The organism is Shimia sp. (assembly GCF_039969785.1).
Taxonomy (GTDB): Bacteria; Pseudomonadota; Alphaproteobacteria; order Rhodobacterales; family Rhodobacteraceae; genus Shimia.
Window position 1 is genome coordinate 236,553 of sequence record NZ_JBDVNC010000016.1, and the last position, 22,958, is coordinate 259,510.

Genomic DNA, 22,958 nt, shown 5'->3' on the forward strand with positions numbered 1-22,958 from the left:
TCAGCCTTTCACAGCGCCAGCGGCAATACCGCGTACGAAGAGTTTGCCTGAGACAAAGTAAATGGAGAGCGGCACAAGGCCAGTGATGATCGTTGCAGCCATGTTGACATTATATTCTCTCACACCCTGCGTTGTGTTGACGATATTGTTCAGCTGAACCGTCATTGGATAGGCATCCGGCCCGGTGTAAACGACGCCAAAAAGGAAGTCGTTCCAGATCCCGGTGACCTGCAAAATGACCGCAACTGTAAAAATCGGTACGGACATCGGCAGCATGATACGGAAATAGATGCCCCAAAACCCCGCGCCGTCCACGCGCGCCGCCTTGAACAGCTCTTCGGGCAGCGAGCTAAAGTAATTCCGGAACAAAAGTGTCAGGATCGGCATGCCAAACACGGAATGCACAAGCACCAACCCGCCAAGAGACCCGTAGAGACCAATCTCGCGCAGCATAATCACTATTGGATAGAGCATGACCTGATAAGGAATAAACGCGCCAAAGATCAGGATGGTGAAAAAGATATCGGCACCTTTGAAACGCCAGTTTGCCAGCGCGTAACCATTAACCGATGCAATCACGATCGAGATCAAAACCGACGGGATTGTGATTTTGACAGAATTCCAGAAACCGCTGCTCAGACCCTCACAAGTCAGGCCGGTGCAGGCCTCGGACCACGCCTTGACCCAAGGGGCAAACGTGATTTCCATGGGCGGCGAAAAAATGTTGCCCATGCGAATTTCGGGCATTCCCTTTAGCGACGTGACCACCATGACGTATAGCGGGATCGCATAGTAAATCGTGACGATCAGCAACGTGCCATAGAGAAAGATATTTTTGCGCGACAAAGCCTTTCCGGGTTTTGGGCCACGTGGTCCCTCAAGCATGGATGTTGAAACATCAACCATTGCGTTTCGAGCCTCCGAATTCGAGAATTGCCCAGGGGATAACGACAAGCGCCACGGTGAGAAGCATCATCGTTGAGGCCGCAAAGCCCTGACCCAGGTTGTTTGCCCTAAACATTGAATCGTAAACGTATTTGGCGGGCACTTCGGTGGCGATACCCGGCCCGCCACCTGTTTGCGCAACGATCAGGTCGTAGAGTTTGACAATGCCAGTGACCACCAGGACCAGCGTGGTGACAAACACAGGGCGCATCATCGGAATGACAATCAAAAGATACGTCTTCCATGCCGGAATGCCGTCGACACGCGCGGCTTTCCATACCTCTTGATCGATGCCACGCAAGCCTGCGAGCATCAGAACCATTACCAACCCGCTGCCCTGCCATAAACCGGCGATCAGGACGCCAAAAATCGCAATGTCTGCAGAGTAAAGAGGGTCAAATGTAAAATTCTCCCATCCCAAACCACGCACGATATTCTGGACACCAAACTCTGGGTTCAAAATCCACTGCCAGACCAGACCGGTGACAACAAAACTCAAGGCGTAGGGATACAGAATGACCGTTCGTATGGTATTCTCAAACCGAATTTTTTGATCAATTAAGGCGGCCAGAATAAACCCGATCACAAAGACCAGCACCAGCATACTCAGCCCGTAGATCGCGAGGTTCTCGATGGACACGAGCCATTTTTTAGTGCTCCAGAGACGTTCGTACTGATCCAGCCCAACCCATTTCAGTCGCGGAAGAAGCCCCGACTTGGTGAAACTGTAGACAACGGTCCAGACGGTGCCCCCAACAAAAACAAAGAGCGCAGTAACGATCATGGGGATCGAGGCGATCTTGGCGTTCATGTTTTGGAACAACTGGTTAGGGCGATGCGAAGCCATTGGCTTGTCCCATTTTCAGTTGAGTGAGATTATCCGGCCCCCCGTAGGGAGCCGGTTCGACCAGGAGGAGTCGATTATTCAGCGTTTTCGATGATGCTCACGAAGTTTGCCTGAGCATCTTCTGCGCTGATCGATGGATCCGCAAAGAACTCTGTGAACAACGTGCTGACCTGATCGTTCGTATCTGGTGTGATCAGCATGTTTACGTCAGGCAGCAACGCCCCATCGGCCAACAATGCGAGGCCCTTTTTCATACAGTCGTTTGCAGTGGAGAGGTCGATGTCACCCCGAACAGGCAACGAGCCTTTTTTGAGGTTAAAGGCGACTTGTGTTTCTGGCTTCAGCAACAACGCGGCCAGCTCTGCTTGCGCGGCAATCTGAGCATCGTCGGTTAGAACCGGAAAGTAGAATGCATCGCCACCAGTGGACAGTCGTGGGTTCGCGCCCAATCCTGCCAGACAGCTATAGTCTTCGCCTGCGACCGCCTCAGCGATAGCGAATTCACCCTGAGCCCAATCGCCCATGATCTGTCCGCCTGCTTTGCCAGTGATCACGAGGTTTGTCGCATCGTTCCAGTTTTGAACAGTTGACTTGGCCGACATGTCGCGGGCTTGGGCTGCGGCCTGAAAAACCGACGCAACATCTTCGCCAGCAGCGATTTCCGCATTCTTGTCGCCATAAACGCCGACAAAAACGTCGCTTGGAAGCAGGCTTGCCATCATCACGTTGAATGCGCCGCCTTGCTGCCAGCCTTGCTGACCCATCGCGAGAGGAATTTTGCCTGCCGCTTCCAAAGCGTCTGCTCCGGCGACAAACTCAGCCCAAGTTGTTGGGACTTCCAAACCGGCATCCTTGAACGCCTGATGGCTAACCCAGAGCCACTGCCATGAGTGAATATTCACTGGAGCGCAATAAACTTTGCCGTCCACGGTACACGCGTCAAGCAGCGACGATGGGTTCACCAAATCGGCCCAACCTTCGGCTTCGGCGATATCGGTGATGTCACGTAGCAAACCTGCCTCGATCAACTCTTCCGCCTGACGGCCGTGGTTGAACTGAAATGCGCCCATCGGGTCGCCACCGGTCAAACGGCTGACCATCACCGCACGCGCCGCCTCGCCGCCCGCGATTGCTGCGTCTACCCACGTGTTACCCGTAGCATCGAATGCTTTGGCAAATTCGCTTACCGCCTGGGCTTCGCCACCTGATGTCCACCAGTGCATGACTTCCAATTCGGTCGCATGCGCGCTGGTCGCACCAACAAGTGCCGCCGTGCAGAGCAGTTTCTTTGCAATCTTCATAGTTCTCTCCTCCCTGAACTAAATCGTTATAGAAACGCCTATAACGTTTTAGATTGACCTGACAAGACATTTTTTCGTAGATCTGCAAGGCGGGGTGCAAATCTTGGCGGTGGTGATTATGATCAATTTAACCTGCTATATGGCGAACATCTGCGCCAATTATCTCCGCCGTCTCAAACGCTTGCTGCGGTTGCAAACAGTGGGCCGACGACGTTAAAAAGCGAGATGTCGCTTTAGAACTGGAAGCCGATGACAGAGAAGCCCACCTTGAAAACAATCGCCAAGATCAGTGGATTTGCTGTTCCGACTGTGTCACGCGCATTGGGCAATGCACCGGATATCAGCGAATCAACCAAGCTGCGCGTACGTCAAATTGCGGATGAAATCGGATACATTCCCAACCGCGCCGGGGTCCGGCTGCGCACTGGGCGTACCAACGTTATCAGCTTGGTATTGTCGACAGACCATGATGTTATGAACCTGACGGCACGTTTGATCTCATCCGTGGCAGGAGGGCTTCGCGACACGCCCTATCATCTTGTGGTAACACCAGAATTCCCCGGCGACGATCTGTTAAAGCCGATCAAATACATCGTCGAAACCGGGTCGGCGGACGCAATTATCATTAACCGGATTCGCCCCCACGATCCCCGCATTAAATATATGATGGAGCGTAATTTCCCCTTTGCGACACATGGTCGGTCAGTCTGGTCAGACAAGCATTCGTACTATGACTACGACAATGGCATCTTTGCTGAAAACGCGGTTAGAACTCTGGCCGCCAAAGGGCGTAAGAACTTGCTTTTGGTTGCGCCTCCGACGGATCAAAGTTATGCGCTTGAGATGATTGGCGGGGCAAAACGTGCTGCCGAAGACTGCAATGTTGGGCTGAGTATCGCAGAAACTGTGACCAGCGACAGTCATCGTGACTTGATCACAGACGCGATTGCGCAGGCCCAGAAAACCGACGATGCCTATGACGGGATTATCTCAGGGTCCGCGAACGCAACCATGGCCGCGATTGCCGGGTTGGAATCTGTGGGTCTGAAAGTCATGGAAGATGTCGATCTTTTTTCGAAAGAGACCGTGCCGTTTCTGTCCATGTTCAGGCCCGGCATTCTCACAGAACACGAAGACATTGCCCGGGCGGGCGAGTTTCTGGCTCACGCGGCGGTGCAAGCGGCACGCGAGCCTCAAGCTGCGCCGATGCAAGTCATAGAAGTCGCAAAACGCAAAGAGTGCTGACGAAAATAGACTGTGAATGGTGCCCGTGTATTGTGCGGATTTTACATTGTCTGAATGACTCGCATGATGCGCCAAAATACCTGCAAATTTCCACACGCGAGATCATGCCGGATATCAATTCTGGGCGCAATCATCCGCACCATGATCTTTCCCGGACGTTGGGTACGACCAGAACACAATCGTATCGCTTAAACCCGGAAACTCAGACACCTCCAGTTTTGAACGCATGCATGAAACCTAACTGTTCTATTTGAGACCCATCAGAGCCTCAAAATTTCACCTTATGCCCGCCTTTCAGATCCAGAATTTCGCGCGCTTCGTCCGGCGTTGCGACCTCACATCCTAAATCTTCGACGATCCGACGAATTTTCGCGACCTGTTGGGCATTGCTCTCGGCCAGTTGGCCCCGGCTGATAAACAGGCTGTCTTCCAATCCGACCCGAACATTGCCGCCCATCTGGCTGGCCGTCGTTGCCAGCGACATCTGAGCCCCCCCGGCCCCCAGGACAGACCAGCGATAGTCATCGCCAAAAAGCCGGTCGGCAGTGCGCTTCATGAATAGCAGGTTATCGACCTCTGGCCCGATCCCGCCCAGTATCCCAAAAATGAACTGAATAAAGACCGGTGCTTCGAACAGTCCAATGTCCATACAGAACTTCAGGTTATACAGATGCCCGACATCGTAGCATTCATGTTCGAACTTGATACCGTGTGGCGCCAGCGTTTCCGCCGCCTCTTTGATGTCGCGAAATGTGTTGCGGAAAATATTCTGATCTGACCCGGCCACATAGTCCTTTTCCCAATCGAATTTCCAGTCGTCATCCTTGTATCGGTTTGCCAGGGGATGGAATGAAAAGTTCATTGACCCCATGTTCAGCGAACACATCTCGGGGCTAAAGGTTTTGGCCGGGGTGATCCGGTCCTGAATGGACAACGTCAGCGACCCCCCGGTCGACAGGTTCACAACGGCATCCGATGCCTGCTTAATGCGTGGCAAAAATGGCGCGAAATCGCGGGGATCAACTGAGGGAGATCCGTCGTTGGGATTGCGCGCATGAAGATGCAGGATCGACGCGCCCGCCTCGGCTGCATCCATCGCCTGCTTTGCAATGTCGTCATACGTATATGGCAGCGCGTCAGACATGGTTGGCGTGTGGATTGCACCGGTAACGGCACATGTAATAATTGTTTTCTTTTGACGTCCCATGTCAGACTCCCTTTTCTTGTTTCGGGGCAATCACGCGATACCCCAGTGGAAAAAGCTGCAAATCAAATCGGCTGCGGATTAGTCCCCAAATGCCCTTGGGGGCTTTCAACATCATAACGATGGCCACCACTCCAAGAACGATCAGATAAGTCGTGCCAAGGTCAGCAAGTGTTTCGCGCAGCGCAAAAAATACCAGCGTCCCGATGATTGGCCCCTCGATGGTTCCAATACCTCCGATTACAACGATGAATATTACGAATGCTGTCCAGTCGTTTACGCTGAATGCGGCATCGGGTGAAATGCGCAGTTTTTGTAGGAAAATCAGCGCGCCGATCATCGACGTCAGCGCCGAAGTAACAACGTAGACAGTGAACTTAGTGCGCCAGATGTCGATGCCCAGTGACCCTGCGGCGAGTTCGTTGTCGCGGATCGCAGTCAAGGCCAGTCCTTTTCGCGATCTCAGAAAAAGATATACCGCCGTCACGACCAACACTGCGGCCCCTAGTGCCAGCCAGTAGCTTAACGACTCCCGCATCGCGCGCTTGGAAGCGAGTGATTTGACAATGGCTACGGGCAACGAGGAACCTGACCCGCCGCCAAGCGCCGAAATCTGCGCAAACCCCAGCCGGAACACTTCGGCTATCACCCATGTTCCAATCGCAAAATAGGCACCGCGCAACCGGAAAATCAGCACCGCCACCGGAACCGAAATCAGCGCGCCCAAAACACCTGCCGACGCGATCGCAGCCACAGGGTGCAGCCCACCTAACATCGTCAGGGCAAACAGCATATAGCCGCCAAACCCGACAAAAGCCTGCTGTCCGACAGAGACCAGCCCGGCATACCCCGCCATAAGGTTCCAAAGGCTTGCAAGGGCGAGATACAAAAACAGCTCCCCCATAAGGCGCATATCGGCTCGCCCGGCCCACCATGGGGCAGCGATCAAAGTGATCAAGACAAGCGCGCCCAACACTGCAGATACCTGGGCAGCGCGGGACGAACGGGTTACAGAATAGTCCTGAATGCTCATGCTGCGATCCTCGGGAACAGGCCGTTTGGCCGAATGGCAAGGATCACCAGAAAGACGATATGTCCGGACAGGATTTGCCATCCGGGATCAATTTTTGCGCCCACGGTCTGGGCCACGCCCAAAATGACACCGCCTGCCAACGTTCCCCACAGATTTCCAAGACCGCCGATTATCACGGCTTCAAACCCAAAGATCAGGCGCCCACCGCCAATGGAGGGATCAAAGCTTGTGCGAATGCCCAGCAAGATGCCCGCAATGGCCGTCACCGCCAATGCAAGCGCCATGGCCAGCCCGAAGATGTGACGTCTGTTCAAGCCCATCAACTGCGCAATATCCTGATTGTCCGAAACAGCACGGAAAGCCCGCCCAAGGCTCGTATGGTAAAAGGTCCACTGCAATCCCCAGATCACAACAAGGGCGACCAAAAACGTAAGGACCGGCAGCACACCAAGTGTTAGATCACCCAGCGCAAAGCTTGCCGTTTCCAATGCCCCTGCATCCATTTTTTGCGGATCGGCAGTGTACACTTCCAGCAGTCCATTTTGCAAAATCACGCTCAGCCCGAAAGTCACCAAAAGAGGGGGCAGCAGGTCGTCTCCCAATGTCTGGTTCAACAAGCCCCGCTGCAGCACATAGCCAATGGCGCCCATCGTCGGCACCACAAGGACCAAGGCAACAAGCGGGTGTATCCCGGTTGCCGATGTCACCGTCAGCCCCAAATAGGCCGCAAGCACAATAAGATCACCATGGGCGATATTAACCAATCGCATCACCCCGAAAATCAACGACAAACCAGCTGCAAACAGCGCGTAAAGCCCGCCCAGCAAAGTGCCCTGAACAATAGCATTCAGCCAATCCATGTCATTCGATCCCAAAATAAGCGCGCGAGATGTCCTCGCGGGAAACCGTGTCAGACGCGCTTTCAAGGGACACGCGCCCTTCTTGCAGGCAATAGACACGGGAAGAAACGGACAGCGCCTTTGTGATGTCCTGTTCGACAATCATGGCGCTCATCCCTTCTCCGATGATGTCAGGCAAAGCCTTGTAGATGTCCTTGATAATGATCGGCGCCAACCCAAGGCTGATCTCGTCAAACAAGATCAAATCCGGGTTCGCCATCAGGGCCCTGCCAATCGCAACCATTTGCTGTTGGCCGCCCGACAACGATGTCGCCCCTTGATCCTTGCGGTCTTTCAGAATTGGAAAAAGCCGGTAAACCGCATCCAAATCCCATGGACCAGACCGCCCAACCTGCGCCCCGATCATCAGGTTCTCACGCACAGAAAGAGACGGGAAAAGCTGCCGGCCTTCGGGCACCATTGCCAGGCCACGCATGGCCACTTCGTCGGCCCGCAGGCTGCTGATATCTTTTCCGCGATATTTGATCTGGTTCGCGCCGTTGTCCAACAACCCGGTTATCGAGCGCATCAGCGTGGTTTTACCAGCTCCGTTAGCGCCAATAATGGCCAAAATCTCACCGGGTTTCACGTCCAGTTCGACACCATAGAGCGCTTGGAAATCGCCATAAAAAGCATCAAGATCCGATATTTGCAGAATTGTGTCAGGCATCCGCTTCGATCCCCAGATAAATTTCTTTGACTTCCGGGCTGTCCATGATGACATGTGGGTCGCCTTCGGCAATTTTTCTGCCAAAATCGATCACGATAAGCCTGTCCACCACTGCCAAAAGAGCGTGAACGACATGTTCAATCCATATAATCGTGACGCCGCCTGCGTGAATTTCCCTGATGGTTTGTACCAAAGACTGGCACTCGGCCTCGGTCAGGCCACCCGCGATTTCGTCCAGCAACAACAGTTTTGGCTTGGCGCATAAGGCGCGTGTCAGCTCCAGTCGTTTCCGCTCGAGCAGTGTTAAGCTGCCTGCCAGCACGTTTGCTTTGGCCAGCAATTCGGTTTTCTCCAGCACCGACAGACAAAACATTTCGGCCGAATGTCCGCGCATTCCGGCCGACTGCGTGGCGGCAATCATTGCGTTTTCAAACACCGTCATGCCCGAAAATGGCTGTGGTACCTGAAACGACCTTGCGATCCCGGCGTGACTTCGGCGCGCAGCTGTCCAGCCTGTTACGTTTTGTCCGTCAAACTGAACCTGCCCTGCATCTGGCCCAAGCGTCCCGGTGATCAGATTAAACATCGACGTTTTGCCCGCGCCGTTTGGTCCGATCACGCCCAGCGCGTCGCCCTGCTGAACCTCGTAGCTTAGCGCATCGGCAACAGTCACCGCCCCGAAAGCTTTGTTCAGAGAATCCAGTTTTAAAAGAGTGCTCATTTTCGCCTCAGGAATGAGAGTGCGGCGCCTTGAACCGGCGCCGCTTTGTGCGTTACGCCAACAGTTTCATTTCTGCCGTTACCGGGATGTCAGGTGCCGCGGAATTTGCCACGATCTTAAGGTCAAACGCGTCGCCTTCCTTTTGCCACTGACCGGCAACCAACGGCGTTTTCGTGACGTTGTTGATTGGCCCATTGGCCCAATTCACATTCCCAACGATCGTGTCCAGATTGGTTCCGGTTATCGCCGAAACGATGGCCTCGGGATCTTCAAGGTCTTCCGCGCGAGACACGACATCCGCCACCACTTCAAACAACGCGTGTTTGAACCCAATCGGCTGCGTCCAGGGACGTCCGGTTGATGACGCATATCCGTCTGCAAGCTCTTTTGATGACGCCCCGCTCAGCGAAGACGCAAACGGATGATTGGGCGACCACCAAACTTCAGACGACAACCCGTCGCCACGATCGCCCAGCGATGCAATGACCGACGGGAAGAGCAACGCCTTGCCGATAGTGACTATCTTGGGATTGAAGCCCTGTTGAGCCGCCTGAGACCAGAAAGTCGCGAAATCAGGTGGGATCATGTTACCGGTAACGATTTCACATCCTGCGTCCTTGAACGCTGCAATATAATTCGAAAAGTCATCCGAAAGCGGCTGGTACCGGCCCGGATCGATCAGATTGTATCCGGCTGCGGCCAATGGCTTGGGCAATCCCAGCTCTGCATGACCCCACGCATTGCCATCCGCATCATTTGGGAACAACCCGCCAACGGTCTTTGGCACACCGGTGCTTCCCCACATATCCAGAAACGCGCCAATCACGTCCTCCAGGCCCCAGAAGAAATGATAGGTCGAGGCAAACCCTTCGCCCGGCACCCCGTTGCGACCGAAGAAATAAGGCTGCCACGGGCAATCAGTGGTGATGCACGGCACTTCGTTGACCTCGGCCTGATCTGAAACCGGGTTAACGGTGTCAGGCGTTGATGCGGCGACAATGATGTCCACCTCATCGCCAAGGATCAGATCGGCGGCCACTTCGGCGGCACGGTTTGGGTTTGACTGGCTGTCTTTCGAAATGATTTCGACGCTCCAGCTTTTGCCATTGTTTTCAATGCCACCGGCAAAGGCTTTCTCAATGCCTGCCAACACATATTCGTCCGCTTCGGCAAAACCGGCCAATGGACCGGTGCGCGGGCTGACGTGGCCAATGCGCAGTGTCGGCGTCGCGGCATAGGCGCGCGAGCTTTTGAGAATGGCGGGTGTCGCCACAAGTGCACTTGCCCCCAATAGGAATGATCTGCGAGTCGTTTGTTTCTTCTTCATGTCTGGTCCTCCCTGCGCTGGTACCTTTCCCAGCCTCCGTTTCGTGCTACAAAATGTTGTCCAGTTTCTTCAGGTGGGCAGTCACCCGGTCACGGACGGCCTGTGCTTCGGCCTCTGTCCAAGTGCGAAACCCTTCGCCTGTCTTCATGCCCAGCCGCCCCTCTTTCACCAGTTGTTCCAAATAAGGCGACGGGCCTTGCCTATCTTCTAAGTCGTGCAAAACGTTTTCATGGATATCCAGCGTCAGATCAGTTCCAACAAGATCCGCGTTTTCCAACGGTCCGAGAACTGCCAGCCGACGGCCAAAACTTGCCTTGATCACCGTATCAACGGATTGGGCGTCACAAATCCCGTTTTCCACAAGGCTTACAGCCTCGCGCCACAATGCATGCTGCAAGCGATTGCCAATAAAGCCAGGCACATCCTTGTGTACCATAACCGGTGTTTTGCCAGCATCCTGCAACAGGTCGTACATAGACTGCGCCACGTTTGAATCAGTCCATTCGGTCCGCACCACTTCGACCAGCGGGATCATATGCGGCGGGTTCCACCAATGTGTTCCAACGGCCCGCGCCTTGTTGCGCAGTTTTGACATGATTTGAGTGATTGGTATCACAGAGGTGTTGGACGCCAGGATGCAGTCTTGTGGTGCATGCTCCTCGATTTCGGCAAATAGCTGTTGCTTTAGGCCCAGCTTTTCTGGGGCCGCCTCAAACACAAAATGTGCATCGCGCACCGCCGCTGCAATGCTGTCATCAACTCTGATCCGTTTCAGCGCATTGGCGGTGGATGTGCCGTCTTCACCCAGATCCTGCATGCTTTGGTGTATTCGATCAATCACGCTGTCCCGCGCTTCGGCGTTCGGATCTGTGATCGCAACGTTTTGACCAGCACGTGCCAGGATCAGCGCAATCCCGTGCCCCATAAGCCCGGCGCCAACCATTGCGATATTTTGATTTTTCGTCACCATCTGATCAGCCCGCCGTATAACCGCCATCGGCATATAAAATATGGCCGGTGTAGAAATCAGACGCCTTGGATGCGAGAAACAGTAGCGGTCCGGCAAGGTCTTCTGGTTCGCCCAATCGCCCCTTGGGGACGCGGCTCAAGAAACCATTGCGCACTTTTGTGGCCTCTTCGGTGTCTTCAAACATCCATGCCGTCAGTGGCGAACGGAACACTGTTGGAGCGATCGCGTTGACCGTGATACCGTCCCCCCCCAATTCGCACCCCAAAGCTTTGGTCATGCCGTCCGTTGCGGCCTTGGACGCGCAATAAGCTGTATACCCAGCCGGATGTCCCAGCAGCCCACGCGCAGAGCTCACCAAAACGATTTTGCCATGGCCCTGTTGCTTCATCTGAGCCGCCGCCGCTCTGGCCAAAAGCCAGGTTTGCGTCACATTGGCATCCATCACCGCATTGAATGTTTCCGGTGGCATGTCATTGATCAGGGCTACTTTGTTCATGCCCGATGCCACCACCAGAATGTCGAGTTGCCCATAGGTTTGCACAGCTTTCGCAACCAACCCATTGCACGTATCTTCGTCTATAGGGCGCGCATTGATCGTTGTGACTTCCACCCCCATCCCGCGACATTCGGTTGCAATTTCATTGAGCGACGCCTGATTTCCAGCCACAAGCACCAACCGGCACCCCGCCCCTGCCAGCACACGCGCTGCAACCATCCCAAAAGCACCGGACGCACCAGTGATCAACGCCACATTGTCACGCACATCAAACATCGCATGAGGTGTCATATCTTAAGCCTCCGGAGTATATGGAATAACCACAAGCATCGTGCACACGTCGTTACGACGGTTTTCGATCTTGCGAATTTCGTTGGGAGGAATTGTGCAACTGTCGTATTTGCCCAATGTTGTCTCCACGCCATCCACGATGACGGTCATTTCGCCCTCAAGGACTACATAGACCTTCTCGAACGGTGTCGAATCCGGCCCTGCGCCGCCACCGGGCAAGAATTGGCTCAGCCCAACCCATTGATTGTCTGGACCGCCCTCTTCAAACCCCTGAAGTCGCAAACCAACCACTCCAAAGTGATTTGGTGCTTCATAAGGGACAGCGTCATTGAATTTTTTCAGATGCATTCGGATACTCCCGCTCGGCGAAAATGAGGCCGCCAGTTGCCCGGCGGCCAACCAGATTACTTAAAATTCTGATCCGTCATCGATCCGGAAGCTCTGGCTCTTGTCGATCATCGCCACCAGGCGAATGATGCACCCGTCGCCGCGATCCCAATTCCATGGGAAAAAGGCGAATGTACATCGTTTGCCAGTGACTGCGTCCAGATCACCGCCTACATTCTCGATGCCCAGAATACCGTTCTTAAACAAGATGTTGTGCACAGGTTCCCAATCCGGAAAATCGTCTTTCCAATCGTTGCCGCCGGACCATTCGCGATATTCGTCTTCCAGATGCGGCAACAAAGGACCGTTGCGTTGTGGACCGATCGCGGTTGCAAGCGGATGATCATTGGCCTGCGTGTCATGGCCGACAACTTTAACGCCCTTTTCGACCATCCACTCTCCGGCGGATGCGACAAGCCCCGGGCAATACGCAAAATAGTCACCGTCTTCATAATCGTGATGCCAGCCGGTGTTGAGGATAAGAACATCCCCCTTGCGGATCGCGTGCCCACACGCCTTTTCCAGATCTTCGCCGGTAATCGGCTCCCACTTTTTCTTGGGGATCGACACCACGATCCCGGTCCCAAAGAAATGCGGTAGCGGTACTTCGTCAATGAATGGTGTTCCCTGCACCACATGCGCGGGTGCATCGATATGCGTTGTGGCATGCATTGTTGTTGTGATGCGTTGGCTCAACACACCAGACTTGGCCATATAGTGGATGCGCTCGATCTTGGTGTCCTGAAAATACGGCCAGTTTGGATTCTGAAATCCAAATCGATGGCTCAGGTTATAGAACTCCAATCCCATGTCGTTGTCGGTGTTTGCCTGAAACTCAATGCCACGTATTTCAACCATCGCGCATATCTCCTCTGTTCGCCGAAAACCCGGCGTTAGTGATATCAAAATGTCAGGGTGGCTCCTCCCACCTGTCTCACATAGTGATGCACGTGCACCGCATTGCGGTCAAGAAAAAATCGCAATACGGCCCAACTGTACCGCATTGCGGAACACTCAGTTTACTTGTATCCTGTCCCTGCACCCAACGGCGAATCGAAAGAAACACTCCTCATATGCCTGATAAAAAAGAAAAAAATGACCGCTCTGGTATTCAGGTCATCAGCCGCGCCGCCGCGATCCTACGTCTTTTGAAGGAAACGCAATCCGGCCTGAGTTTGGGGAAAATCGCCGATCAGGTCGATCTGCCCCGCTCTACGGTACAGAGAATCACCCGCGCTTTGGCCGAGGAAAAGTTTGTTATATCCGATGCCAACGGCGGGGGATTGCGACTTGGGCCAGAAATCAGCGCTCTGGCCGGCGCTGCACAGTACAATATTGTCGAACACTGCCGATTGCTGTTGACCGAGTTAACGCAAAAAACCGGCGAAACCACCGATTTGGCGTCAATGCGCGGGATCGGAATGGTTTTTCTGGATCAGGTTCCAGGAACGCACAGACTGACCACTGTATCAAAGGTCGGCGAAGTGTTTCCGCTCACGACAACCGCAAATGGCAAAGCCTGCCTTGCCGCGTTGGACAAAGCTACCGCTGTGAAACTCATCAAAAATGAATGGGATCGGAACGGCGTTGAAACGGACATTGCCGACCTTTTTCGAGAACTTGATACAGTTCGCGAAACTGGGCTCGCCTATGACCATGACGAACACTCGTTAGGTGTTTCCGCAATCGGCTTTTGCTTTCGCGACTGGGGCGGTGAATTGCATGCAATTTCTGTACCTGTCCCATCGTCGCGCTATTCAAAACAAAAAACAGTAATCGAGGCGGCACTGAAAGAAACGGCAGCGAATATTCAAAGCACGTTCGATTGACGGGTTAAGGTAGCGCCCAATTCCAATGCTCTTGAAAACAACCGTGATTGCGCCCGCAGCATTCACAAATGAGCCTTGGGCGCGACCCAGCCTGTTCAAGGCGAGAGACCACCTTGTACGGGCCGGATCTGCTTAAACACAAAGGTTCACTCGAATTGGAAGTCGCGGATTGTCTTTGCATTCATCTGGATCGAGAACCCTGGGTTAGACGGGGCTTGGTAGGCGCCATTTTTTACCACACAAGGGTCAACAAAATGCTCGTGAAGATGGTCAACATACTCAATGCGCTTGCTGTCTTTTTCCGCCGTTATGGCAACATAATCGATCATTGACAGATGCTGAACATATTCACACAGACCGACGCCACCAGCATGCGGCCATACGGGCAAACCGTGCTTGGCAGCCATCAATTGGACTGCCAGAACTTCGTTCAACCCACCCAGCCTGCAACTGTCAATCTGAACAAAATCAACCGCTTCGCCAGCGATGAATTGTTTGAACATTATGCGATTTTGACACATTTCACCTGTTGCGACTTTGATTGGGGCCACCCGGTCCCGGATCGCCTTGTGTCCCAAAACATCGTCCGGACTCGTGGGTTCTTCGATGAAAAGTGGCTTAGCAAAAGCGAGCGCCTTCACCCATTCAACAGCCTCATCGACCTCCCAAACCTGATTGGCATCGATCATGATATTCATGTCGTCGCCCAGCTCCTCTCGAGCGATTGTCAGACGTCGAATATCATCATCCAAATTCTGCCCGACTTTAAACTTGGTATGAGTAAACCCAGCATTGCGCGCTTCGCGACACAGACGTCGCAGTTTGTCGTCCGAATAGCCCAGCCATCCAGCCGAAGTCGTGTAGCAAGGATAGCCCTCAGCCTTGAGTTTTTCGATCCGCTCTGCTTTGCCCGGCTCTGCAGCCTTCAACAATGCCAGCGCTTCATCACGGGTCAAAACGTCCGTCATGTAACGGAAGTCTACCAGTTGAACCAAGTCTTCCGGTGACATTTCGCCAACCAACAACCAAACCGGTTTGCCCGCTTCTTTGGCCAAAAGATCCCACACGGCATTGACAACAGCTCCGGTGGCCAAATGAATAGCGCCCTTGTCGGGACCAATCCAACGCAACTGGCTATCACCTGTCACGTGACGCCAAAAACGCCCCATATCTTGGCGCACCCAATCTAAATCTACACCGACCAGCAAGTGACGCATCGCCTCGATAGCGGCGACGCAAATTTCCGTGCCGCGCCCGATCGTAAATGTCAGTCCGTGACCTTCGTGATCACCATCGGTTTCCAGAATAACATAAGCAGCGGAATAGTCAGGGTCCGGATTCATTGCATCTGACCCATCCAAAGATTCAGACGTCGGAAAACGCAGGTCGTGCGTGCGGAGCCCTGTGATTAGGGTCATTGGTCAGCCACCACGGTTTGAACTTGCGTACCCAATCCCTGGATAGCCAATTCAATCCTATCGCCGGGTTTCAGATAGGTCTCTGGAGTCTGCCCCATGCCAACGCCGGGGGGAGTCCCGGTGGAAATCACATCGCCAGCTTGCAGGCTCATAAACTGCGAAACATGCGAAATCACCGTTGCCACATCGAAATGCATCGTCTTGGTCGATCCGTCCTGATAGCGGTGCCCGTTGACTTCAAGATACATCGCCAAATTTTGCGGATCGGCGACTTCGTCGCGCGTTACAAGCCATGGGCCGATGGGACCGAAGGTATCGCAAGACTTGCCCTTGACCCATTGCCCCGACCGGTGAAGTTGGAAATCACGCTCTGACAGATCATTGACCACACAATATCCGGCAACGTGATCCAATGCATCTTCTACCGAAACATATTTCGCGTCTTTTCCGATCACCACGCCCAATTCGACTTCCCAATCGGTTTTTACAGAGTTCCGTGGAATTGCCACTTGGTCATTCGGGCCAGTGATGGCCGAAGTCGCCTTGAAAAACAAAACTGGCTCTTCGGGTAGCGCCATGCCGCTTTCGGCAGCGTGATCCGCATAGTTTAGACCGATGCAGATGAATTTGCCCACCTGCCCGACACAAGGACCAATCCGCGGAGAACCATCAACCAAAGGCAGGTCCGAGATGTTCAAAGCACGCAGTTTATCAAGCTCTGCATCGCTCAGGGCACCATTCGCGACATCTGGAATCTCACCAGACAAATCACGGATTCCACCGTTGGAATCCAACAATCCGGGTTTCTCGGCACCCTTCGGGCCAAAACGCAAAAGTTTCATCGTTTGTATCTCCTGAGAATTCAGATGGACCAGCCGCCATCAATGTTATGTGTCTGGCCTGTGGTAAATGCGCTGTCATCACTTGCGAGATAGAGAGCCAGAGCCGCCATTTCTTCGGCAGTTCCAATCCGCCCCATAGGTTGGCGGGCAATGAAGTCAGATAGGGCTTTCTCATAGTCACCCGTTGCACGCAGCCGGTCATGCATCGATGGGCTGTCGACTGTGCCCGGACAGATCGCATTGCAACGAATGCCTCGCGTGACATAGTCCGCAGCAATCGATTTGGTCATACCGATCACGGCTGCTTTGGAGGCGCAATAGGCAAACCGGTTCGGCACACCTTTGATCGACGAGGCGACCGAAGACATATTAATGATCGACCCGCCGCCGTTTTCCAGCATCGCAGGCAGCGTCAAAGCGATCAGCCGATACATGGCCTTGACGTTGAGATCGAAGCTAAAGTCCCAATCCTTTTCCGCACATTCCAGAATAGAGCCACTGGCGACATAACCCGCGCAGTTGAACAGAACGTCCAATGTGCCTAGCTGCGCAACCACCACCTCGACGGCCTTGGCATTGGTCACATCCAGTTTAACTGCGGTGATGCCATCAATCACGTCCAGCTCTGCGAGGCTCTCATCGTTTATGTCGCTTGCGAAAACATGTGCCCCTTGTTGCGCGAACAGCTCGGCCGTCGCTCGACCGATGCCTTGGCCTGCTGCCGTTATCAGTACTTTTTTTCCGGCCAGCCGGCCTTTCGTTTGTGTCATGTTCTCAATCCGTAAAAAAAACTTGTTCCATCATTGACCATTGTTCTCCGTCCGCACGACTGGCCAGGGGTGATTGGCACGGATCGGTGAGTTTCCACCATTCCTGTGTTCTGGGATCCTTGGCCATCTCTGCAAGATCGGCATTCAAATCGGTGCCGTGATATTCCCAATATCCAAAGAGCAGGTTCTCGGGCTCTCGCAGAAAAATACTGTAATTTCGGATATTGCTGTTCTTGATCTGCGCCAGAACGTCAGGCCAAGTGTCAGCATGCAGCCGTTTGTATTCGTCTATTTTTTCAGGTTTGATCCCGATAACCATGCCCATCCGTTGCATCATGCACCCTCGGTAATTGTTCGCGATCCCAAAGACATAGCGTCAATGGCATCCCAGTCCCATTGAATGCCCAACCCCGGCGCATCAGACGGAACACCGAACCCATCTTCGATCCGCATACCCATCGAAGTCACAGCATCCAGTTGAGGAATGTATTCGAGCCATTTCGCATTCGGTACGGCACATACCAGTGGCAAATGCAGCTCCATCAAGAAATGCGGGCAGACCATGACGTTAAAGGCTTCGGCCATATGCGCCACTTTGAGCCACGGCGTGATCCCACCAATCCGCGCCACATCAACCTGCACAATCGAGGCCGCCCCGGTTTGCAAGTAATCCTTGAACTGGCTGATAGAATACATGCTTTCGCCAACTGCAATCGGCACCGATGTGCGTCGTGCCAGTTCAACATGGCCCTGTATATCATCGGAAGGCAGCGGCTCTTCGAACCAACCGATCCGATGCTCCTCCAGAACCTGCGCCCGCCGGATCGCCTCAGACAGAACAAAGCTCTGATTGCCATCGGTCAGTATTTCGTAGCTCGCGCCAACCGCGGCGCGAACTGCCCCAAGTCGCGCGTCATCCTGACTGATATGCTCACGACCGATCTTGATCTTCGAACCCCGAAACCCCTTGGATTGCATGGCCAAGGCATCATCGACCAACGCCTGCTGTTCCAGATGCAACCAACCACCTTCAGTGGAATAAAGCGGAATCCGATCTCGAACCCCTCCAGCCGCCTTCCACAAGGGTATTTTTGCCTTCTTGCACTTTAGGTCCCACAAGGCTGTATCAATCGCCGCCAGCGCCAAAGATGTGATGGCCCCGACAGCGGTGGCATGTGTCAAGAACATCAGGTCGCGCCAGATTCCCTCGATCCGTTCGGGATCACGACCGATCAGGGCAGGTGCTAAGGTATGCTCAAGCAACGCCATCACAGATGGTCCACCCGTGCCGATCGTATAGCAATACCCCGTGCCCACGGCTCCATCGCTGTCAGTGATCGTAACAAACGGCGTTTCCTGAGACACAAAGGACTGGATGGCGTCAACACGTTTAACCTTGGGGACAAGGTCAATCATCTGCAATTCTACGCGTTCGATTGTGGCCATGACTTAGCTCCGAATAGCGTTGGAACTGGCCGCGTCGAACACGTGGCATTTGTCCAGCATCAATTGGAATGTCAGTTTTTCGCCGGGCCGGACAGGACGTGGGTTCAACATTTTGGCCTGCACTTCAGTGCCGGCAATTTCGGTGAAAAGCAGTGTTTCTGTACCCAAAGGTTCGGTCAAAGTGACCGACAGATCGAGACTGGCCTTTTCACCCTCCTCTTGTACTGAGTGCCCCTCTGGCATCAAATTGTCTGCCCGAAAACCAAAATGAACCTTTTGTCCATCCGTCACCAAACCGCGCGCGCTTGACGGAACCGGAACGCTAACACCGTCTGCAAGTTGGATCACTTCGGCCCCCATCACAGTGCCATTAATCAAGTTCATCGGAGGGGACCCGATAAAGGTTGCTACAAACGTGTCCACAGGTTTGTTGAACAACTCCAACGGCGTGCCGACCTGAACAATATGTCCGTCCCGCATCAACACAATCCGATCCGCCAACGTCATCGCTTCGACCTGATCGTGGGTCACGTAAATGATGGTATTGCCGACTTTCTGATGCAGCTTTTTGATTTCCACGCGCATCTGAGTGCGTAGTTTTGCGTCCAGATTTGAGAGCGGTTCGTCAAACAGAAACACATCCGGGTGGCGCACAATGGCCCGCCCCATCGCGACCCGCTGGCGTTGACCCCCAGACAATTCCGCAGGCTTGCGTTCCATTAGCTCATCAAGACCCAAAATTTCCGCTGCTTGCCTGACCGCGCTTTCAATTTCTGCCACGGGTTTCTTGGCAATAGACAAAGAAAACCCCAGGTTCTCGCGCACTGTCATATGCGGATAAAGCGCGTAATTCTGGAACACCATCGAGATATTGCGCTCGCGCGGCGGGAGGTCATTTACGACCCGCCCCCCGATCGAGATTTCGCCTCCGGAAATGTCTTCCAGGCCGGCAATCATGCGCAGCGTCGTCGACTTGCCGCAGCCCGAAGGGCCAACCAGAACAACAAATTCGCCGTCCGCGATGCCCAGATCAATACCGTGCACGGCCTGATGCTTACCATAGCGTTTGACTACGTTTGAAAGGGTAACTTCGGTCATCTCATTTATCCTTTGACGCCACCGAACGTGAGGCCGGCAATCAGGTGTTTCTGAACCAGGAAGGTCAGAATTAAGGCGGGCACAATCATCAGCACTGCCAACGCGCACATGCCACCCCAGTTGATGGTGAATTCAGCTGTGAAATCGAGCAATCCAACCGGCATTGTCTTGGAGCCAACAGAGCGTGTCAGCTGTGAGGCCAGAGCAAACTCATTCCATGATGTCAGGAAGGCAAAGATCGCAGCAGAGGCAACGCCCGAGCGAGCGACAGGGAATTCCACCCGCCAGAATGCCTGCCAGCGATTGCACCCGTCGATTTCGGCAGCTTCATGCAATTCCTTGGGGATTTGTCGGAAAAATCCGTCGGTCAGCCAAATTGTAAATGGCACGTTCATCGCCACATAAGCGAGGATCAGACCAAGATGCGTGTCAATGATACCAACTCGGGCAAAAACGATGAACAGCGGCAAAGAGAGAGCCACACCGGGCACGGCACGGAACAACATCAGCCCGACAAAATAACCCGCTTTACCCTTAAAGCGATACCGCGCGAACGCATAGCCACCTGACATACCTATTAGAATAGCTATCAAGGTCGACACCACGGAAACGATAATCGAGTTTCGGAAATAACTGAACACGGGAACGCCGCCCTCGCCCGCACCGCCAAACATGGCGCGGTAGTGTTCCAACGTAAACGATGGTGTCCAGACCGGCGGTTTTGCCATAATCTCAACCGTGGGGCGGAAAGAGTTCAGCACGATCCACAAACCGGGAATGCAGATGATCGACATCGTCATAAACAGGGCTGCGAAATGCAGCGCCTTAAGCATACGTTTGCGGTTGCGATGGCTTTGATTTCGATCCATCTCAGTCACCCTGCCATGCCAATTTCAGCACGTGCCGCGCTGAGTTTTTTGAAGAAGTAGACGGTGAACAGGATCGACAAAAGGATCGACACATAGCCCATCGCATTCGCGAGCCCCATGCGCGCATCGACGTATCCCGTCCGGCTCATCAAGGTCCACAACAGCTCGGTACGTCTTGCTGGCCCGCCGCCAGTCATGATCTGTACGATGTCATAAGCACGGGCCACATCCAGCGACCGGATCGTCATCGCGATATAGATAAAGGGCATCAAAAACGGCAGCGTGATGTGACGGAACGTTTGCCATGCTGTACACCCGTCAACCTTGGCCGCTTCAAGCGGGTCACGTGGCATCGCAAACAAACCTGCAAGGATCAGGATTGCGAACACCGATGTACTCATCCAGATTTCCGCAAACATAATTGAAAACATTGCCAGTTTGCCATCAACCAACCAAGGCAAGGCAGCATTGAAGCCCATTGACTGGAGCACATTATTCACAAGTCCGATGTTATCATTGAAGATGAATTTGAACTGAAAGCCCACCAGGATAGGCGAAAACATCATCGGGAACATCAACACAGTCCGCAGGCTGCGCTGACCCCACGTGACCTTGTTGACCATCAACGCAATGCCAAGGCCCAGGAGCAATTCCAGGTTCAAAACGATAGTCAGGAACAACACGGTCCGGCCAAACGCGGCCCAGAACTTCGCGTCGGTCAATATCTTTTCGTAATTGTAGGTTCCGACCCATTTCCAGAGCGTCGACGGGCGGGTCAGCTTGTACGGCGTAAAGCTGGAATACAGCGAAAATATAAGAGGGATCAGCACGACTGCCGCAATTACGATGAATGCAGGCAACAGAAGGACAAACCACTCGGGCAAGCGGCGACGGCTCATTTTACACCTATCGGGGAGTTGACTTGGGAGGCTGAGGCGGAAGAACCCGCCCCAGACATTTTCTTGAACTTAGTAGTAACCGGATTCGCGCATCAGTTCGTCGACTTCAGCCGCGGCGTCATCAAGGGCTTCCTTAACAGTTTTGTCACCGACGATTGCGGCCTGCAATTCTGGGAAGACGATGTTGGTGGTTTCGCCCCATTCCGGGATTGGCGGCACAGCGAATGCGTATTTCGCACCTTCAGCGAAGGCTGCCAAAGATTCGGCACGGAATGGATCGTCGCCGGCTTTGGCAGCGGCCACATTCGCTTCCCAAACTGACGTCCGCGTTGGCAGCGACCCACCAGCAGATTCAGCCAGCTGACTTTCTTCACTTGTCAGGAACTGAACCAAGGAAACGGCCGCGTCTTTGTTGGCGCAGTCATTGGTAACCGAGAAACCGTGGTGACCCGACCAGCCAGTGCGCGTTGCAGTTCCTTTTGGTTGCACCGCAACACCTACGTTTCCTGCAGCTTTGGACGATTCAGGGTCATTGAAGAACCCGGCCCAACCTGGCCAATCCAAATTCAGCGCGATCGTACCAGAGGCAAAGCCCTGACCCAAATCGTCCCAAACATAGCTGGTGGTCCCGGCTGGAACCGCCTTGGCCGCATACAGGTCGACAAACCACTGTAACGCACGCTGGCCGGCGTCAGAGTTAAAGATCGGCTTGTTGTTTTCGTCCAAATAATTCCCACCTTCGGCAACAACCATCTCATAAAAACGGCCTACAATGGCTTCGTCTTTACCGGCATATTGCGTGCCATAGAAATTTGGAGGGTCTGCAAAAAAGATTGCCTGATCCTTGACCTGGTCCCAGGTGTCCGGCACGGCGAGATCATAACCATACTCTGCTTTAAAAGCCGCGGCTTTATCTGCGTCTTCGTAGTTTGACTTCAGATAATACAAAACAGAGACGTCGAATTGCGCACGTGGCAGCATCAGCAGCTCACCACCTACTGTCGAGGCATTGATGTTGCCCCCAACGAATCCGGCGACGTCGTCTTTCGACACGTGATCGTTCAGATTTACGTACAGTCCCTCATACTGAGGCGCAAAGGATGAGTGGTTGGAGCCCACACACCATTTCGTTGTGCCCGCAGCCATGTCCGACTTGATTTCCTTGTCGATTTCAAAGTGGCTTTTCTTGGAAATGATGTCGACTTTGGCACCGGTGGCGGCCTCCCAATCCGCGATCCGGCCGTACAGACCTTCATACTGTTGGCCACCGATCAATTTAGCCTCGACGGTGATGCCTTCATAGCTCCCCCAATCCGAAGCAAGAGCTGATTCGCCAACAGCAACAATTGCGGCGCTGGCAAACAAAGCCCTTAAAACCTTAGTGTTTTTCATCATTTCCTCCCTTGGTGCGATGACAGCATCGCGTATCTAACGTGCAGCAACATTTGTAT

At 53.7% G+C, this 22,958-nt stretch carries 24 protein-coding genes; 2 read left to right on the forward strand and 22 right to left on the reverse strand.

What is annotated here, in order from left to right:
* The 3 genes from ABJI08_RS07810 to ABJI08_RS07820 all read right to left on the reverse strand — a co-directional run bounded on the left by ABJI08_RS07810 (position 1) and on the right by ABJI08_RS07820 (position 3,093).
* A complete protein-coding gene (locus tag ABJI08_RS07810; protein ID WP_348401252.1) occupies positions 1 to 906 on the reverse strand; it encodes a carbohydrate ABC transporter permease in 906 nt (301 codons plus the stop codon).
* Positions 899 to 1,792: a sugar ABC transporter permease gene (locus ABJI08_RS07815; RefSeq protein ID WP_348401253.1), complete on the reverse strand. Its 894-nt coding sequence runs from the start codon at positions 1,790 to 1,792 to the stop codon at positions 899 to 901. Before ABJI08_RS07815 ends, ABJI08_RS07810 begins: the two co-directional genes overlap by 8 nt.
* 74 nt (positions 1,793 to 1,866) lie before the next feature.
* On the reverse strand, positions 1,867 to 3,093 hold the full coding sequence (locus ABJI08_RS07820; RefSeq protein WP_348401254.1) for an ABC transporter substrate-binding protein: 1,227 nt from the start codon (positions 3,091 to 3,093) through the stop codon (positions 1,867 to 1,869).
* A gap of 249 nt (positions 3,094 to 3,342) precedes the next feature.
* Between ABJI08_RS07820 and ABJI08_RS07825 the strand changes: the two genes are divergently transcribed.
* A complete protein-coding gene (locus ABJI08_RS07825; protein WP_348401255.1) occupies positions 3,343 to 4,338 on the forward strand; it encodes a LacI family transcriptional regulator in 996 nt (331 codons plus the stop codon).
* A 268-nt stretch (positions 4,339 to 4,606) separates the two neighbouring features.
* On the opposite strand, the gene ABJI08_RS07830 is transcribed toward ABJI08_RS07825, so the two are convergent.
* The 10 genes from ABJI08_RS07830 to ABJI08_RS07875 are packed head-to-tail and all read right to left on the reverse strand — an operon-like array spanning position 4,607 to position 13,194.
* Positions 4,607 to 5,545, reverse strand: a complete 939-nt coding sequence (locus ABJI08_RS07830) for a 3-keto-5-aminohexanoate cleavage protein (RefSeq protein WP_348401256.1) — start codon at positions 5,543 to 5,545, stop codon at positions 4,607 to 4,609.
* 1 nt (position 5,546) lies between these two features.
* Positions 5,547 to 6,575: a branched-chain amino acid ABC transporter permease gene (locus tag ABJI08_RS07835; protein ID WP_348401257.1), complete on the reverse strand. Its 1,029-nt coding sequence runs from the start codon at positions 6,573 to 6,575 to the stop codon at positions 5,547 to 5,549.
* On the reverse strand, positions 6,572 to 7,435 hold the full coding sequence (locus ABJI08_RS07840; protein ID WP_348401258.1) for a branched-chain amino acid ABC transporter permease: 864 nt from the start codon (positions 7,433 to 7,435) through the stop codon (positions 6,572 to 6,574). The genes ABJI08_RS07835 and ABJI08_RS07840 overlap by 4 nt, the downstream gene beginning before the upstream one ends.
* 1 nt (position 7,436) lies before the next feature.
* On the reverse strand, positions 7,437 to 8,144 hold the full coding sequence (locus ABJI08_RS07845) for an ABC transporter ATP-binding protein (RefSeq protein ID WP_348401259.1): 708 nt from the start codon (positions 8,142 to 8,144) through the stop codon (positions 7,437 to 7,439).
* Complete coding sequence (locus ABJI08_RS07850) at positions 8,137 to 8,865, reverse strand: ABC transporter ATP-binding protein (protein ID WP_348401260.1); 729 nt, start codon at positions 8,863 to 8,865, stop codon at positions 8,137 to 8,139. Before ABJI08_RS07850 ends, ABJI08_RS07845 begins: the two co-directional genes overlap by 8 nt.
* Before the next feature lie 52 nt (positions 8,866 to 8,917).
* On the reverse strand, positions 8,918 to 10,192 hold the full coding sequence (locus tag ABJI08_RS07855; protein WP_348401261.1) for an ABC transporter substrate-binding protein: 1,275 nt from the start codon (positions 10,190 to 10,192) through the stop codon (positions 8,918 to 8,920).
* 46 nt (positions 10,193 to 10,238) lie between these two features.
* A complete protein-coding gene (locus ABJI08_RS07860) occupies positions 10,239 to 11,189 on the reverse strand; it encodes a 3-hydroxyacyl-CoA dehydrogenase NAD-binding domain-containing protein (protein WP_348401262.1) in 951 nt (316 codons plus the stop codon).
* Positions 11,167 to 11,949, reverse strand: a complete 783-nt coding sequence (locus tag ABJI08_RS07865; protein WP_348401263.1) for an SDR family oxidoreductase — start codon at positions 11,947 to 11,949, stop codon at positions 11,167 to 11,169. Before ABJI08_RS07865 ends, ABJI08_RS07860 begins: the two co-directional genes overlap by 23 nt.
* A 3-nt stretch (positions 11,950 to 11,952) precedes the next feature.
* Positions 11,953 to 12,297 carry a cupin domain-containing protein gene (locus ABJI08_RS07870; protein ID WP_348401264.1) on the reverse strand — a complete coding sequence of 115 codons (345 nt, stop codon included), beginning with the start codon at positions 12,295 to 12,297 and terminating at the stop codon, positions 11,953 to 11,955.
* A gap of 60 nt (positions 12,298 to 12,357) precedes the next feature.
* The gene (locus ABJI08_RS07875) at positions 12,358 to 13,194 is read right to left on the reverse strand and encodes a cyclase family protein (RefSeq protein WP_348401265.1); all 837 of its coding nucleotides are present in this window, start codon (positions 13,192 to 13,194) and stop codon (positions 12,358 to 12,360) included.
* A gap of 215 nt (positions 13,195 to 13,409) precedes the next feature.
* Here ABJI08_RS07875 and ABJI08_RS07880 point away from each other — a divergent pair, with 215 nt between their 5' ends.
* A complete protein-coding gene (locus ABJI08_RS07880) occupies positions 13,410 to 14,165 on the forward strand; it encodes an IclR family transcriptional regulator (RefSeq protein ID WP_348401266.1) in 756 nt (251 codons plus the stop codon).
* 146 nt (positions 14,166 to 14,311) lie between these two features.
* Here the strand turns inward: ABJI08_RS07880 and ABJI08_RS07885 are convergent, their stop codons facing one another.
* The 9 genes from ABJI08_RS07885 to ABJI08_RS07925 form a co-directional block, all read right to left on the reverse strand.
* A complete protein-coding gene (locus ABJI08_RS07885; RefSeq protein WP_348401267.1) occupies positions 14,312 to 15,583 on the reverse strand; it encodes an L-fuconate dehydratase in 1,272 nt (423 codons plus the stop codon).
* Positions 15,580 to 16,425, reverse strand: coding sequence for a fumarylacetoacetate hydrolase family protein (locus tag ABJI08_RS07890; protein ID WP_348401268.1), 846 nt, complete (start codon positions 16,423 to 16,425; stop codon positions 15,580 to 15,582). The genes ABJI08_RS07885 and ABJI08_RS07890 overlap by 4 nt, the downstream gene beginning before the upstream one ends.
* A 20-nt stretch (positions 16,426 to 16,445) precedes the next feature.
* Positions 16,446 to 17,195, reverse strand: coding sequence for an SDR family oxidoreductase (locus ABJI08_RS07895; protein ID WP_348401269.1), 750 nt, complete (start codon positions 17,193 to 17,195; stop codon positions 16,446 to 16,448).
* Between the two features lie 4 nt (positions 17,196 to 17,199).
* Positions 17,200 to 17,532: an L-rhamnose mutarotase gene (locus ABJI08_RS07900; protein WP_348401270.1), complete on the reverse strand. Its 333-nt coding sequence runs from the start codon at positions 17,530 to 17,532 to the stop codon at positions 17,200 to 17,202.
* Positions 17,529 to 18,641, reverse strand: a complete 1,113-nt coding sequence (locus tag ABJI08_RS07905) for a mandelate racemase/muconate lactonizing enzyme family protein (RefSeq protein WP_348401271.1) — start codon at positions 18,639 to 18,641, stop codon at positions 17,529 to 17,531. Before ABJI08_RS07905 ends, ABJI08_RS07900 begins: the two co-directional genes overlap by 4 nt.
* 3 nt (positions 18,642 to 18,644) lie before the next feature.
* Positions 18,645 to 19,739: a sn-glycerol-3-phosphate ABC transporter ATP-binding protein UgpC gene (ugpC, locus tag ABJI08_RS07910; protein ID WP_348401272.1), complete on the reverse strand. Its 1,095-nt coding sequence runs from the start codon at positions 19,737 to 19,739 to the stop codon at positions 18,645 to 18,647.
* 5 nt (positions 19,740 to 19,744) lie between these two features.
* A complete protein-coding gene (locus ABJI08_RS07915) occupies positions 19,745 to 20,608 on the reverse strand; it encodes a carbohydrate ABC transporter permease (RefSeq protein ID WP_348401273.1) in 864 nt (287 codons plus the stop codon).
* A 5-nt stretch (positions 20,609 to 20,613) separates the two neighbouring features.
* Entirely contained in the window at positions 20,614 to 21,507 is an 894-nt protein-coding gene (locus tag ABJI08_RS07920; protein WP_348401274.1) for a sugar ABC transporter permease, read from the reverse strand.
* Positions 21,508 to 21,576: 69 nt separating this feature from the next.
* On the reverse strand, positions 21,577 to 22,899 hold the full coding sequence (locus ABJI08_RS07925) for an extracellular solute-binding protein (protein ID WP_348401275.1): 1,323 nt from the start codon (positions 22,897 to 22,899) through the stop codon (positions 21,577 to 21,579).
* Positions 22,900 to 22,958: the final 59 nt, after the last annotated feature.